This is a genomic window from Arthrobacter sp. MW3 TE3886, assembly GCF_041262145.1.
Lineage (GTDB): Bacteria > Actinomycetota > Actinomycetes > Actinomycetales > Micrococcaceae > Arthrobacter.
On record NZ_JBGCAN010000001.1, the window covers coordinates 1,448,952 to 1,463,516 of the forward strand.

The 14,565-nt window shown below is 67.4% G+C and carries 13 protein-coding genes and 1 tRNA gene; 10 read left to right on the plus strand and 4 right to left on the minus strand.

The window, feature by feature from the left end:
• The first annotated feature begins 21 nt into the window (after positions 1–21).
• The 9 genes from ABH915_RS06625 to ABH915_RS06665 all read left to right on the plus strand — a co-directional run bounded on the left by ABH915_RS06625 (position 22) and on the right by ABH915_RS06665 (position 8,441).
• Complete coding sequence (locus ABH915_RS06625) at positions 22–786, plus strand: septum formation initiator family protein (RefSeq protein WP_370119152.1); 765 nt, start codon at positions 22–24, stop codon at positions 784–786.
• Between the two features lie 66 nt (positions 787–852).
• Complete coding sequence (locus ABH915_RS06630) at positions 853–1,629, plus strand: DUF501 domain-containing protein (RefSeq protein ID WP_370119155.1); 777 nt, start codon at positions 853–855, stop codon at positions 1,627–1,629.
• Positions 1,626–2,609, plus strand: coding sequence for an exopolyphosphatase (locus tag ABH915_RS06635; protein WP_370119158.1), 984 nt, complete (start codon positions 1,626–1,628; stop codon positions 2,607–2,609). Before ABH915_RS06630 ends, ABH915_RS06635 begins: the two co-directional genes overlap by 4 nt.
• Before the next feature lie 65 nt (positions 2,610–2,674).
• The gene (locus tag ABH915_RS06640; protein WP_370119160.1) at positions 2,675–4,087 is read left to right on the plus strand and encodes a S8 family serine peptidase; all 1,413 of its coding nucleotides are present in this window, start codon (positions 2,675–2,677) and stop codon (positions 4,085–4,087) included.
• A gap of 38 nt (positions 4,088–4,125) precedes the next feature.
• Positions 4,126–5,613 (plus strand): NAD(P)/FAD-dependent oxidoreductase, encoded by a 1,488-nt coding sequence (locus ABH915_RS06645; protein WP_370119163.1) that lies wholly within the window; start codon positions 4,126–4,128, stop codon positions 5,611–5,613.
• Between the two features lie 125 nt (positions 5,614–5,738).
• Entirely contained in the window at positions 5,739–6,266 is a 528-nt protein-coding gene (locus tag ABH915_RS06650) for an ACT domain-containing protein (protein WP_370119165.1), read from the plus strand.
• Positions 6,226–6,684, plus strand: a complete 459-nt coding sequence (locus ABH915_RS06655; RefSeq protein WP_370124952.1) for a GNAT family N-acetyltransferase — start codon at positions 6,226–6,228, stop codon at positions 6,682–6,684. The genes ABH915_RS06650 and ABH915_RS06655 overlap by 41 nt, the downstream gene beginning before the upstream one ends.
• Positions 6,685–6,716: 32 nt before the next feature.
• A tRNA-Leu gene (locus ABH915_RS06660) sits at positions 6,717–6,790 on the plus strand.
• 301 nt (positions 6,791–7,091) lie between these two features.
• Positions 7,092–8,441 carry an ABC transporter substrate-binding protein gene (locus ABH915_RS06665; protein ID WP_018774725.1) on the plus strand — a complete coding sequence of 450 codons (1,350 nt, stop codon included), beginning with the start codon at positions 7,092–7,094 and terminating at the stop codon, positions 8,439–8,441.
• Positions 8,442–8,863: 422 nt separating this feature from the next.
• On the opposite strand, the gene ABH915_RS06670 is transcribed toward ABH915_RS06665, so the two are convergent.
• Genes ABH915_RS06670 through ABH915_RS06685 form a run of 4 tightly spaced genes read right to left on the minus strand, consistent with a single transcriptional unit; the run spans position 8,864 to position 12,968 of the window.
• Entirely contained in the window at positions 8,864–9,637 is a 774-nt protein-coding gene (locus tag ABH915_RS06670) for an ABC transporter ATP-binding protein (RefSeq protein ID WP_026537799.1), read from the minus strand.
• A complete protein-coding gene (locus ABH915_RS06675) occupies positions 9,634–10,731 on the minus strand; it encodes an ABC transporter ATP-binding protein (RefSeq protein ID WP_370119168.1) in 1,098 nt (365 codons plus the stop codon). Before ABH915_RS06675 ends, ABH915_RS06670 begins: the two co-directional genes overlap by 4 nt.
• Positions 10,728–11,696, minus strand: a complete 969-nt coding sequence (locus tag ABH915_RS06680; RefSeq protein WP_370119171.1) for a branched-chain amino acid ABC transporter permease — start codon at positions 11,694–11,696, stop codon at positions 10,728–10,730. The genes ABH915_RS06675 and ABH915_RS06680 overlap by 4 nt, the downstream gene beginning before the upstream one ends.
• A gap of 9 nt (positions 11,697–11,705) precedes the next feature.
• Complete coding sequence (locus tag ABH915_RS06685; protein ID WP_231494292.1) at positions 11,706–12,968, minus strand: branched-chain amino acid ABC transporter permease; 1,263 nt, start codon at positions 12,966–12,968, stop codon at positions 11,706–11,708.
• A gap of 556 nt (positions 12,969–13,524) precedes the next feature.
• Between ABH915_RS06685 and ABH915_RS06690 the strand changes: the two genes are divergently transcribed.
• Positions 13,525–14,445, plus strand: a complete 921-nt coding sequence (locus tag ABH915_RS06690) for a hypothetical protein (RefSeq protein WP_370119175.1) — start codon at positions 13,525–13,527, stop codon at positions 14,443–14,445.
• The last annotated feature ends 120 nt before the right edge of the window (positions 14,446–14,565 follow it).

The window sequence follows — 14,565 nt, forward strand, 5'->3', positions numbered from 1 at the left end:
GTCCGCTTTTGAAGGAGTGACATGGCTACCCGACGCCCCAATGTTCCCCGGGCTACGCCTGCCGCCAAGGCTGCGGCTGCCAAGGCTGCGGCCACGGGTCCGGGGGCAGCAGCCGACGGCGGCGAGGTCATCCAGGCGGACTTTGGCGGCGCCCGCAGCGGCGCGGCGGCGACGCCGGCCGGTGCTGCGCCTGCCTCGCCCCGGGCGTCGGCCCCCACAGGCAAGCCGGCCCCCGGCGGTTCCGGCGCCTCTCCCGCCAAACCCCGTGCCGCAGCAGCCCCGGCAGGAGCGCCGGCAAAGCCCGCGACCCGCCCCGCCGGCAAGGCCGACGGGAATACCGGCGGCAAGATCCCGAACCGGACCGCCGCAGGGGGTCCGGACGAGTCCCTCGACCCCGTGCCCGCCAAAGCGTTCTCGGGCCGGCTGCTTGCCCTGGGCGTGGTCATGATTGCCATCACCATCCTGCTGGCCCCCACGGTCAAGATCTTCCTGGACAAACGCGCCGAAATCGCCGCCCTGCAGGCCGACATCGCGGCCAAGCAGACCAAGCAGGAGGACCTTAAACGCCAGGTGTCGCGGTGGCAGGATCCCAACTATGTGAAACAGCAGGCCCGCGACCGCATTAACATGGTTATGCCCGGAGAGACGGGCTACTGGGTATTCGGCAGCGATCTTCCTGCCGCGCAGTCCGGTGGCGCCGCGGGTGCAGCATCAGCACAAGACCCGGCCAACCTGCCCTGGGTGGACGCCCTCTGGGAGTCCGTCAGGCGATCGGCAACAGACTAGAAGCGGCGCCCGCCGCAGGGATTGTCCCGCGGACAATCCGGAACAGGGCAGGAAGGTGCCACTCCCGTGGACGAGAACCGAGTGGACCAGAACCGAGAAGCAGAGAACGACGACCGGGCCAGGACGACGGCGCCACGGCACAGGGCAGACGCACCGGAGGGCTCCCGCCAGCCGTCGCCGCACGACCTCGAGGTCCTCAGCCGCCAGCTGGGCAGGCCCGTGCGCGACGTCGTCGAAATCCCGGCCCGCTGCGTCTGCGGAAACCCGCTCGTCGCCGCCACCTCGCCGCGGCTCAGCAACGGGACGCCGTTCCCCACCACGTTTTACCTCACCCACCCGGTGATCACGTCGGCGGTATCGCGGCTGGAGGCCGCCGGGCTGATGAACGAAATGAACGACCGGCTCGCTGCCGACGCCGGCCTCGCGGACCGGTACCGGTCCGCCCACGAGGCATATCTGGCCTCCCGAGCCGAGATCGGCGCGCGCTCCGGCATCGGGGCCGTTCCCGAAATCGACGGCGTCTCCGCCGGCGGAATGCCGACCCGCGTCAAATGCCTGCACGTGCTCGTCGGGCATTCGCTGGCCGCCGGCCCGGGCGTGAACCCGCTCGGGGATGAGACGATCGCGGCCATCGCCGAATGGTGGACCGTGGAGCGCTGCTACTGCGACGGCGCCTGGGACACCGGAGGGGAGGCTCCGTCCCGGGACCTCAGCCGCCATGGACCCCAGGGCCTGCCGGAGATCGTGGGCCGGCCCGCGCCGGTCCGCAAGTCCCGCGGTGACGCCGCCGGCGCTGACACGGCCGCCACCGCCGGCGCTGCCGGCGCGGGGGAGTCCCAGTGACCCGGGTCGCGGCCGTAGACTGCGGCACCAACTCGATCCGCCTGCTGATCGCAGATGTGGACACGGCTGTGAGCGCAGATGCGGGCTCAGGCGGCGCAACAGGGCAGGCCACGCCGCGGCTGACCGACATCGTGCGGGAAATGCGCGTGGTCCGGCTGGGCCAGGGCGTGGACTCCACGGGTGAACTGGCCCAGGAAGCGCTTGAGCGCACCTTCGCCGCGACCCGCGACTATGCTGCCCTGATCCGCGAGCACGGCGCCGAAAAGGTGCGCTTCGTGGCCACCTCCGCCACCCGCGATGCCCGCAACCGCCAGGTCTTCGTCGACGGCATCCGCGACATCCTCGGCGTCGAACCCGAGGTGATCACCGGCGACGAGGAAGCCGCACTGTCCTTCGCCGGCGCCAGCAGTGTCCTGCCCTCCCGCGGGGAGGAGCCCGTGCTGGTGGTGGACCTCGGCGGCGGAAGCACGGAGTTCGTGCTGGGCAACGCCGACGGCGTCATTGCCGCCCGCTCGGTCGACGTCGGCTGCGTCCGGATGACCGAACGGCACCTGCGCAGCGATCCGCCCACTGCGGAACAGATTGCCGCAGCAGAGGCCGACGTCGACGCCGCCATCAGCGAGGCGGCACAGACCGTTCCGCTGGAACGCACCACCGCCGTCGTCGGCGTGGCCGGCTCCGTCACCACCATCACGGCGCATGCGCTGCGCCTGCCGGAGTACTCGCCGGCCGCGATCCATGGCACCGAACTGGACCTGGACGCGGTCCGGAAGGCCTGCACCGAGCTGCTCGAAATGACCCGGGAGGAGCGGGCCGCGCTGCCGTACATGCACCCCGGGCGGGTGGACGTGATCGGTGCCGGTGGCCTCGTCTGGCGGAGGGTCCTGCAGCGCGTGGCCGAGGCCACCGGCGGGCGCATCACCACGGCCGTGAGCAGTGAACACGATATTCTTGACGGAATTGCCCTCAGCATCCGATGATCCCGCCCCAGCAGTTGTGCCCAGCGCGCGACCGTGCCGCTGGTGCATCCGCCGATAGGACCTGAATGACCAGAGCAACAGCCCGGCGCCGCCGGACCGCCTCCGCGTTGATGGCCTTGGCCCTCGCCGGCGGGGCCTCCACGGCGGGGCTGACCCTGGCCGCGCCCGCCTACGCCGACTCCTGGCGGGACAAGGAATACTGGCTCGCCGAGTCCGGCATCACCAAAGCCTGGGACGTTTCCAAGGGGGCCGGCGTCAAGGTCGCCGTAATTGACAGCGGCGTGGACGGCCGGCATCCGGACTTGGGCGGCGTGCTCGCCGGCGGCGCCGACATTTCCGGCGCCGGCAAGGCCAACGGCCAGGGGAGTATCGGCGCCAAACCCGAACACGGCACCCTCGTGGCCACCATGCTCGCCGGGCGGGGGCATCAGCCGCCCGAGGCCACTCCCAAACCGAGCGCCAGCGCAACTGGCTCTCCAGTCGGCCCGGCCGTTGGCCCTGACGGGGTCGTCGGTGTCGCCCCGGAAGCCCAGCTGCTGTCCGTCTCCACTTGGCTCGGTTCCGCCAACCCGGGCGGCAAGAGCGACCAGGACCAGATCCCGGAGGCAGTGCGGTGGGCCGTCGACAACGGCGCCCGCGTCATCAACATCTCCCTCGGCAGCACGTCGCCGGAATGGCCGCAGAGCTGGGACGCGGCATTCCTCTACGCCGAACAGAAGGACGTCGTGATCGTCGCCGCGGCGGGCAACCGGGTGGGCGGCAACGTCCAGGTCGGCGCCCCGGCCACGATCCCCGGTGTCCTGACCGTTGCAGGCCTGGACCGCACGGGCGTGGCCAGCATCGACTCCTCCTCGCAGGGCATCAGCATCGGCGTCGCAGCTCCCGCCGAGGACCTGGTCGGCGGCGTGCCCGGCGGCGGCTATGCCGACTGGGCAGGCACCTCCGGAGCCACGCCGATTGTTTCCGGCGTCGCGGCCCTGATTCGTTCCAAATGGCCCGAGATGTCCGCGAGCCAGGTCATCAACCGGATCGTCACCACGGCCAAGGACGCCGGTGCGCCAGGGAAGGATCCGCTGTACGGCTTCGGCGTGCTGAATGCCGAGGCCGCACTCAAGGCCGACGTCCCGGAGACCAAAGTCAATCCGCTGGGGTCCATTTCGGACTGGATCCGGGTCCACCGGCGCGGAAACCTCGCCACGACCGCACCTGCTGCGGAGTCCGCGCCCTCCAGCGCCGCGCCCACCCTGCCCGAAGCGACGGTGCCGGTCGCGGAGAAGCCGTCCCAGCTGGACAGTGCCGTGCCGGCAGCGGTGGTCCTGGGCTTCGGTTCCCTGCTCGTGGGAATCATTGCGGCCGCCGCCTTCCAGCTGCGGGCCGCCATGCGCACGCCGCCAAAGGACGGGCCGGACGGGCCGGAGGAGCCCGGCAGGGCCGAGCCCGAGGCCGTCAATCCGGTGGACTCCAGCAGGCCGTCATAGTTAGTGAAGGTTTTCACAAACTACTGTATTCTTGAGGTATGGCATCCTCCCTTCAGCTCCAGGACCGTCCCCGGGTACTCGTCGTCGGCGGCGGGTACGTCGGCCTGTATGTAGCCCTCAAACTTCAGAAAAAGATCGCGAATGCAGGTGGCATCGTCACCCTCGTGGATCCGCTGCCCTACATGACCTACCAGCCCTTCCTGCCGGAAGTTGCCGGCGGCAACATTGAGGCGCGCCACGCGGTCGTCTCGCACCGCCAGCACCTGAAGCAGACGGAACTCATCCAGGGCCGCGTCACCTCGATCGACCACGCCAACCGCACGGCAGTGGTCGCACCCTCCGACGGTGGCGACACCTTCGAGATTCCCTACTTCGACGTCGTGCTGGCCGCTGGCGCCATCACCCGCACGTTCCCGATCAAGGGCCTCGCGGACAAGGGCATCGGCCTGAAGACCATCGAAGAGGCCGTCGCCCTGCGCAACAAGGTTCTCGAGCGGATCGAGACCGGTTCCCTCATGACGGACCCCGTTGAGCGCGCCCGCGCCCTGACGTTCGTCGTCGTCGGCGGCGGCTTCGCCGGCATCGAGTGCATCACCGAAATGGAAGACCTCGCCCGCGCCGCAGTCAAGAACAACCCGCGCGTCAAGCAGGAGGAAGTCCGCTTCGTCCTGGTCGAGGCGATGGGCCGCATCATGCCCGAGGTCACGGCACCGCAGGCCGAATGGGTCGTCGAACACCTGCGCAGCCGCGGCATCGAGGTCCTGCTGAACACCTCCCTGGACAACGCCGAGGGTTCCCTGAAGCTCATCAACCTCCCGGACAAGAGCCCGGCCCAGGAATTCGAGACCGACACCCTGGTCTGGACTGCCGGTGTGCAGGCCAACCCGATGGTCCGCTCCACCGACTTCCCGCTCGAGCCGCGCGGCCGCGTCCGCGTCCTGGCCGACCTGCGCATCGCAGGCGACGAGGGCATCATCGAGAACGCCTGGGCCGCCGGCGACGTCGCTGCCGTCCCCGACCTCACGGGCAGCGGCCTGCCGGACGGCACCTGCGTGCCGAACGCCCAGCACGCGCTGCGCCAGGCCAAGCGCCTGGCCAAGAACCTGTGGGCCTCCCGCTGGGACAAGCCGCTCAAGGACTACAAGCACAAGAACCTGGGCGCCGTCGCCGGCTTCGGCGAATGGAAGGGCGTGGCGAACATCAACCTGGTTGGCCGCATCGGCCTCAAGGGCCCGCTCGCTTGGCTGGCACACCGTGGCTACCACGGCATGGCCATCCCCACCGTCGAGCGCAAGATCCGCGTCATCTCCGGCTGGATCTGGGCCTTCTTCCTGGGCCGCGACACCACGCAGCTGATGGACCTGGACAACCCGCGCGGCGCCTTCGTGGCCGCGGCGACGCCGGCCCCGAAGCCTGCCGCTGCCCCTGTTGCGGGCACACCTGCGGACACTGCGAAGCACGACAGTGCGAAGAACGACACTGCCAAGAACAACACCAAGGAAGCTGTTCCGGCCGACTCCAAGTAGCCTGATCCGAGCCTTCGACGGCGGCCGTTCCCCTCAGGGGGAGCGGCCGCCGTTTTCGTGGCGGGCAGCCGCCGCAGGGCGCCGGGAGCGGACAGGAGCGCAGGACCCGCGCCTAGACTGGCTCCATGACAGCTGAAAAGGACCTGCACGCCCTCCTGGCCACCATGCACCCTGAACTGCGCGAGGGCGAATACGTCTACGCCCTGTGGCCGCACGGCAAGCCCCTGGCCGGGGCAATCTCGGCTGCCGTCCGTGAGGCGGAAGGGCTGACCGTCGTGCTGCCGCGGAAGGAAGCGGACAGCCTGGGGCTCTCCTACGACTTCGTCGCGGCCTGGATCACGCTTCAGGTGCACTCTTCGCTGGAGGCGATCGGCCTGACGGCAGCCGTCAGTGCCGCCCTGACCGAGGCAAAGATCAGCTGCAACGTCCTGGCCGGCTTCCACCATGACCACCTGCTGGTGCCGGGTGGCGGATGCCGAACGGGCTTTGGAGGTACTGCACGAACTCGTCGCGGCCAACGGGGAGCACAGGCCGGCACCGGAGCTCGTCCTGCGCAGCGAGGAACCAGCGGACCGGCCCGCCATCCTCGCCCTCACCGCCGCCGCGTTTGCCATCTCGCCCGCCACCGGGGAGCACGTCGACGGCGAACCTGAGGAGGTGAAGCTGCTGGCCCGGTTGTTCGAGTGCCAGGAATACCTGCCGGCGTTCAGCATCGTTGCGGAACTCGACGGCGAAATCGTGGGGCATGTGATCAGTACCCGCGGATGGGTGGGCGAGCTGGAGCTGCTCGGGCTCGGGCCGATCGGGGTGGTGCCGCGGCTGCAGCGCCACGGCATCGGCACCGCGCTCATGAACGAGACCGTGGCGCGGGCCAACACCGCGGGGGAGCGGGGGATTGCGCTGCTGGGCAGCCCCGAGTATTACTCCCGCTTCGGCTTTGTTCCGTCCACGTCGCTCGGGGTGGCGCCGCCGGAGGCCGGCTGGGCCGCGCACTTCCAGCTGCTGCCGCTCGCAGTCTGGCCCGGCGGCGTGAGCGGCACCTTCCGCTACGCAGACCCTTTCGCGGGCTGAACCGCCCGGCGACGGGATACCATTGACCGGGCGCCCCAGTAGCCCAATTGGCAGAGGCAGCGGACTTAAAATCCGCGTGTTGTGGGTTCGAGTCCCACCTGGGGCACTGTGTTACGCGCCGCCCTAAGGCACCCCCGCGGCCGAGCGGACTGACCCTCGGCGCCCCCTGGCCCGGACCACGGCCCGGCCCTCGGCGTTCCCTGGCCCTCCGGCCATTCCGGGCTGTCGCCCCCGCCAAAAAACGTCCACAGCAACCGTCCAGATTTCCTCTATGCAACGAGTGTTATAAGGATGTGACCGTAGTCACTTATTTTCACGTCGAAATTGCACTAGCTTGAAGTGGAATCAGGAACACCTGATCTTTCGCGTCAAAGGCCGTTCGCACCTTTAGATCGAGGAGCTTGTACATGACTTCACTCCCCCGGGTTGCGCCCCGCGTCGCTAAGCTCACAGTGCTTAGCCTCGGCGTCGCCCTTCTGGCTACGGCTTGTGGCGGTTCACCCGCCCCGAGTTCGTCGGGATCCAGCTCAGCCGCGGCCGCGGGAATCGCGTGCCCGGCACCCAGCGCCACCGGTGGCGGTACCAGCGCCGCCGGCGAAGCGGGCACTGTCCCCGCTTCGGCCACCACCACCCCCACACCCCTGAAGATCGGCTCGCTCCTGCCGACGACGGGCTCGCTGGCCTTCCTCGGCCCGCCCGAAATTGCAGGCGTCAACCTCGGCATCAAGGAGGTCAACGATGCAGGCGGCGTCCTGGGCAAGCCGGTAGAGGTCATCCACCGCGACTCCGGCGACACCAAGACCGACATCGCCACCCAGTCCACCACGGCTCTGCTCGGACAGGGCGTCAGCGCCATCGTCGGCGCAGCCTCCTCGGGTGTCTCCAAGACCGTGATCAACCAGATCACCGGTGCCGGCGTCGTCCAGTTCTCCCCGGCCAACACCTCCCCGGACTTCACTGCGTGGGATGACAAGGGCCTCTACTGGCGCACCGCCCCCTCGGACGTGCTCCAGGGCAAGGTCCTCGGCAACTACATGGCCACCTGTGGCGCCCAGACGGTCGGCATGATCGTCCTGAACGACGCCTACGGAACCGGCCTTGCAAAGAACGTCCAGTCCGCTTTCGAGGCGGCCGGCGGCAAGGTTGTTGCCCAGGAGCTCTTCAATGAAGGCGATTCCCAGTTCAGCAGCCAGGTGGACAAGGTTCTCGCCGCCAAGCCGGATGCCATTGCCCTGATCACCTTCGACCAGGCCAAGAGCATCGTCCCGCTGATGACGGGCAAGGGCGTCAAGCCCACCCAGATCTTCATGGTGGACGGCAACATGTCCGACTACAGCAAGGACTTCCAGGCGGGCACCCTGAAGGGCGCACAGGGCACCATCCCGGGTACCTTCGCCAAGGAGGACTTCAAGAAGAAGCTCCTGGCGATCGACCCGGCGCTGAAGGACTACAGCTACTCCGGTGAGTCCTACGACGCCGTGAACCTGATCGCACTCGCTGCCGAGGCCGCCAAGAGCACCAAGGGCACCGATATCGCAGCCCAGCTCAAGGCAGTCTCTGAAGGCGGGGATAAGTGCAACACGTTCCCGACCTGCGTCACCCTGCTCCGCAACGGTAAGGACATCGACTACGACGGCCAGTCCGGCCCCGTAACGTTCTCCGACGCCGGCGACCCGACGGAAGCCTACATCGGCATCTACGAGTTCCAGGATGACAACACCTACAAGCCGGTCAAGGAAGAATTCGGCAAGCTGTAAGCCGTTTCCACCGACACGCAAGAGACCCCCGTCCAGTCCGGACGGGGGTCTTTTGCGTGTCGGTGGGAGCCGGGGAGGGGCGTCACGCGCAGCAGACTTTTTGGCCCGCATGGATAGCTCGACGCCGGGATTGCGGCTTAGCCCGCTGGGTGCCCGACCATAACTCCGCGCTGCGTGACGCCGTCGTCGTCCTGCCGCGGAGCGCAGGGGGCTGCCGGGTGGGCCCACGGCGGCGGGGATCCCCGCCGAGCTTGCGAGGGGAGCGGTGGTGGTGCCGGGGGAGTGGTGCAGACGCCGCGTGACGCCGTCGTAGGCTGCGGAGGCGTGGTCGGAGGCCCTGGGGCCCTAACAGGCGCCGCCGGGCACGCAAAGGGGCCGCCACCGGCTGGTGACGGCCCCTGAGGGGATTCTGCCCGAAGTGCTTATTCGACAGTGTCGGCTAGCGTCCCCAGGTAGAGCTGGATGACCTTGGGATCCTTCATGAGTTCCCGGCCAGTACCGGTGTACGCGTCCTTGCCCTGGTCCAGCACGTAGGCGCGGTCGCAGATCTGCAGGCAGCGGCGCGCGTTTTGCTCCACCATGATGACGGAGACGCCGGCCCGGTTGATCTCGTGGACCCGGAGGAAGGTCTCATCCTGCTTGACAGGGGAGAGGCCCGCGGAGGGCTCATCGAGCAGCAGTACGGCCGGGTCCATCATGAGGGCCCGTCCCATGGCGACCATCTGGCGTTCGCCGCCGGAGAGCGAGCCGGCCCGCTGGGCGCGCCGTTTGGCGAGCTCCGGGAACAGTTCGGAGACGAAGTCGAACCGCTTGGCGAAGTCCTTGGGCCGCTGGAACATGCCCATCTGCAGGTTTTCCTCGATGGTCAGGGCGGCGAACACGTTGTTGTTCTGCGGAACGAAGCCGACGCCCTTAGTGACCAGCTTGTTGGCCTTGAGGCCGGTGATGTCCTGTCCGCGGACCACGACCGAGCCGGAGTGGACCTTGACCAGGCCGAACATGGCCTTCAGCAGCGTGGACTTGCCGGCGCCATTGGGGCCGATAATGCCGATCAGCTCACCCTTGCGGGCCTCGATGCTGCAGCCGTTGAGGATATTGACGCCGGGGATGTAACCAGCCACCAGATCGGTGACCTTCACGACCGAGTCGCCATCGAAGGCGGGCTGGGCGGCCGGTGCCGCGCTGGTGGCGCTCATTCTGTGTCCTTCTCTGTGCGGTTCGGCTCTTCGGCGCGGTTCGGCTCTCCTGCGCTGCGGCGGCCGCGCGTCGTCCCGTTCGCCGCCGCTTCCTCCGCCTCGGTGGTGAGGACGTCGGCGGAGATGATTCCGGCGTTTTCAGTGCCGACAATCGATTCCTCGTCGGCGACCAGCTCCGCGGCCAGTTCCTTGATGCCCTCGGCGTCGCCGAGATCCACGTCGTGGTGGGCGCCGAGGTAGGCGTCGATCACGGCGGGGTTCTTCATGACCTCGGCGGGAGGCCCTTCCGCCACGATCTTGCCCTCGGCCATCACGACCACCCAGTCGGCGATGTGGCGGACCATGTTCATGTCGTGCTCGACGAACAAGACCGTCATGCCCTCGGCCTTGAGGTTCTTGATGTGGTCCAGCAGAGACTGTGTCAGCGCCGGGTTGACGCCGGCCATGGGCTCATCGAGCATGACCAGCTTGGGCCGGACCATCAGGGAGCGGGCCATTTCCAGCAGCTTGCGCTGCCCGCCGGAGAGTGACGCCGCGTAGTCGTCCCTCTTGGCGTCCAGTTTGAACTTCTCCAGCAGCCCGTTGGCTTGCTGGGTGATCGTCTTTTCCTGGCCGCCCCAGATGCCCTTGAACAGGGCCTTGGACAGCCGTTCGCCGGTCTGGTTGGAGGCGCCGAGACGCATGTTCTCCATGACGGTGAGCTTGCCCATGACCTTGGTGAGCTGGAACGTGCGCACCATTCCCATCCGGGCGACCTTGTAGGAGGAGACACCGGCGATGTTGTTGCCCTCGAACTGCCATGTACCCGAGTTCGGGGTGTCGAATCCCGTCAGCAGGTTGAACAAGGTGGTCTTGCCGGCGCCGTTGGGGCCGATCAGTGCGGTGATCTTGTGCCGCGGGATCTCGAGGTACTGGACGTCGACGGCGTTGATGCCGCCGAAGCTGCGGGTGACGTTCTCCGCCACCACGATCGGATCACGCTTCTTGCAACCGGGCGCGATCTCGCCGGCGGCGATCGGACGGGTGTCCGTCATGTAGTCGATTTCTTCCGACCTGCGGGTTTCGTCCCGTGACTCTTCGCTTGGAATGCTCATGCGAATGCCAGCTCCTTCTTATTGCCGAGAACGCCCTGGGGCCTGAAGATCATCAGCAGCATGAGCGCCACGCCGACCAGGATGTAACGCAGCTGCCCGGCCTGGACCGTGTTCAGCCACGTGATGGTGCCGGACTCGATCAGGCCATAGAGGATGCCCTGGGTGAGCGAGAGCACCACCCAGAAGATCATGGCTCCGACCACAGGACCGAGCACAGTGCCGAGCCCGCCGAGCAGCAGGCAGGTGTAGAGGAAGAACGTCAGTTCCGTGCCGTAGTTGGCCGGCTGCACCGCACCGCGGGGAATCGTGAAGATCATGCCTGCCAGGGCACCGAGCGCGCCGCCGATGATGAGGGACTGCATCTTGTAGGCGTACACGTTCTTGCCGAGCGAGCGGACGGCGTTCTCGTCCTCGCGGATGCCCTTGAGCACACGGCCCCAGGGGCTGCGCATCAGCAGCCAGACCAAGGTGCAGAAAATGGCCACGACTGACCAGGCGACCACTCGGATGAAGAAGTCGCGGTTGTTCATGCCAACATAGGTTCCCGGCGGGAAGGGGTTCATCGCGTAGAAATCGCCCTCAAAGGCGGCAAGGCCGTTAGCCGAGCCGGTGATGGCGGTCAGCTGGTTGGTCGTGACGATGTACCGCACGATTTCGGCCGCCGCGATGGTCACGATGGCCAGATAGTCCGCCCGCAGCCGCAGCGTCGGGATGCCCAGCAGCAGGGCGAAGATGGCGGAGGCCACGACGGCGACGAGCAGTCCGACGAAGAACGGCACATGGAACGTCAAGGTGGAGATGGCGAAGCCGTAGGCCCCCACCGCCATGAAGCCTGCCTGGCCGAAGTTGAGCAGGCCGGTGTAGCCGAAGTGAACCGCGAGGCCGAGGGTGGCCAGGGCATAGGCAGCTGTCGTAGGGCTGAAGAGCTCGCCGGCGGCGCTGGAAAATATGAATCCGAAATCCATGGCTGTCTCCTAACCCACGCGCTCTTTGCGGCCCAGAATGCCCTGAGGGCGGAACAAGAGGACAACAATCATGATGAACAACGCTCCCACGTATTTGAGGTCGGCTGCGAGACCGAACACGGTGGTCAGCTCAACGAAGATGCCGACGATGATGGAACCGACCAGGGCGCCCCAGACTGTGCCGAGGCCGCCGAGGGTGACGGCGGCGAAGATGAGCAGCAGGATCTGCGAGCCCATGTCGAAGGTGACGCCGGGCCGGTAGTAGGCCCAGAGGATGCCGCCGAGGGCGGCGAGCATGCCGCCGACCACCCAGACGATGCGGATGACGGAGTCGACGTCGATGCCGGAGGCTGCGGCCAGCGCCGGGTTGTCGGCCACGGCGCGGGTGGCCTTGCCCAGGCGGGTCTTGAGCAGGACGACGCCGAGTACGGCGATCACGACGGCACTGACGAGGAGGGACAAGAGGTTGTTGGGGGAGATCGAGATCGGGCCGATCAGGATTTCCACGCTCTGGGCGAACGGCAGTTGCTGGGTGGCGCCGCCGAAGTAGAACTGGATGATGTAGCGCACGGACAGGGCGAGGCCGATACTGACGATCATCATCGGAACAAGCCCGGTTCCGCGGCGCCGCAGCGGCTTCCACAGGCCCGCGTCCTGGACGTAGCCGAACAATCCGCCGCCGATGACGGCCAGAATGATGGCCAGCCAGAACGGCAGCTGCATCTGGTTGAAGGCGAACACCAGTACCGCGCCCAGGGTGACCATCTCACCGTGGGCGAAGTTGGTCAGGCCGGTGGTGCCGAAGATCAGGGACAGGCCCACCGCCGCGAGGGCGAGCAGCAGGCCGAAGCTCAGGCCTGCCACCAGCCGGTTGAGCAGGTTTTGCATGAAGTTCTGCTGCTCGACGACGATGCCCTTGCCGAAGGTGAAGATCACCGAGAGGTTGGAGGTCTGGCTGAAGGTGACGTTGCGGGGGTTCTCCTGGCCCTCGGCCAGTTTGATGCCCTGCGGAAGCGTGGACTCGTCGAGTTCGACCTTGTAGGTTCCCTGGGTGGGGACGCCGATGGTCCAGGCGCCGTTGGCTCCCGATTTCGTGGTTCCCGTGAAATCGCCGCTCGTGGCGGTGATGGTTACCCCGGGGATCGGGGCGCGGTCGTCGCCGCGCAGGAAGCCGCTGATGCTGTTCGTGAACTGGGTGGCCGACGGGGATGGTGTCGGCGAAGGGGTCGTGGCGCTGGACGCCGGGGCCACGATGAGCAGTAGCGCAGCCATGGCGGCAAATACTGCCCCCACAGCCCTCAGTAGGCTGCCGCGCCGTCTCTGCGACAGGCCGCTCGTTGTGCTTCTCAAATTGAAAACCTCCACATGGGGGTGCTGTGGGTTGCGCCTTTGCAACCGTTGCGAACGGTCAGGGGACGAGCGTCTCGCAATACGATCACGTGTTGTGATGTCCGTCACCCTGTGTGGCCTATGCTACAGCCCGGGCGAGGCAATGAATGCCGCTGCGAGCAGGCAGAACGTCGCGATCGGGTAACAACCGTGTAGTCGCGGCGGCACCTCGCTGTAGCCCCGCTAAAGAAAACTTTTGTTGATTCCGAGTATGCCTAAACAGTGGCCGGGCCGGCCCATAATTCGCCGGGCCAACCCGGGGCTGATGCGGGCTGCCGGGCACGCCCGCTCCGGCCCGCGGAACCGCCAGCTCCAAGCTTTTTCCAAGTCCTCCCGAGTTATGGTGCGAAGAGCGCCAGAACCGGAGTCCGGAACCGAAGGTCAGAACAGGAGTCCTTTCGTTCCGGAATCCGGCCGGCGCCGATGGCAGGGGCCGATCGTGGAGGGCCGACTGATGAACCGGGTGGTCAAGCTGTGCCTCGCGGGTTCGCTGGTGCTGGCGATCCTGGGCCTTCCGGCGCTCAGCCTCGGCCCCGAGACCGCGGGGGCGCAGGCCTGCGTTCCCTCCACAGCGGCACTCACAGACCCTTATCCGGGGATCCAGGCGGCCGCGTCCAGCTTCGAGGCGGGCACCCTGGACGGATTCGGTGTATCCACGGCCGGGACGGGGAATGCCTCGGTGTCCACCGGGCTCTCGCGCTCCGGGAACTGTGCCGCCCTCCTGCACACCACTGCCGGGCCTGGCTCCATCGCCAGGCTGACGGTGGGCCTGACCCCCGGGACCACCGAGGCGTATGCGGACGGATGGTTCAATATCGCTGCCGAAGGAATGGCGGGAAACAATGTTCCCTACTTCCGGTTCTTTGCCGCCGGCGTCCGCGTCCTGGATGTATTCCGGCAGAACGTCTCCCATGAGCTGGTGCTCCGCACCTCCTCACCCGCAGGGTTCACCTACACCACGTTGCGGCGGGACGTCCCTACTGACTCCTGGCACCGGCTCGTCATGCACGTGGTCCCCAACGGCTCCGGGACCCAGGTCCAAATCTGGTGGGACGGGCGCTCGGTCTACGCCGGCACTGTCAGTATTTCCGCGACGACGCTCGACACGCTCCAGCTTGGCTCCGAACACGATCAGCAAATGGCCGACATCTACATCGACGACGTCATTGTCAACAGCGGCACGGGAACGCCGGCGCCGGTTCCCGGCCCGCTCCCGGAGCCGAAGGGGGACCCGTCGAAGCGGTTGGACGATTTCCGCGGTGACGGACAGCCCGGCCTGCTGGCCGCCGGCACTGCTGCAACCCGCACTGCCCGGCCGGCGTCTGCGGACATACCGGGCCTGAAGAACCCGCGGACTTAGGTCACGGTTCGGTTGCGGCGGCCCGCGCGGGGAACTATCCCTCCCCGTCGGCCGTGGGAATTGGTAGCGTGACTATATAGAATCCCGTTTCGTCTAGTCCGCACCGCACCGGAACATCAC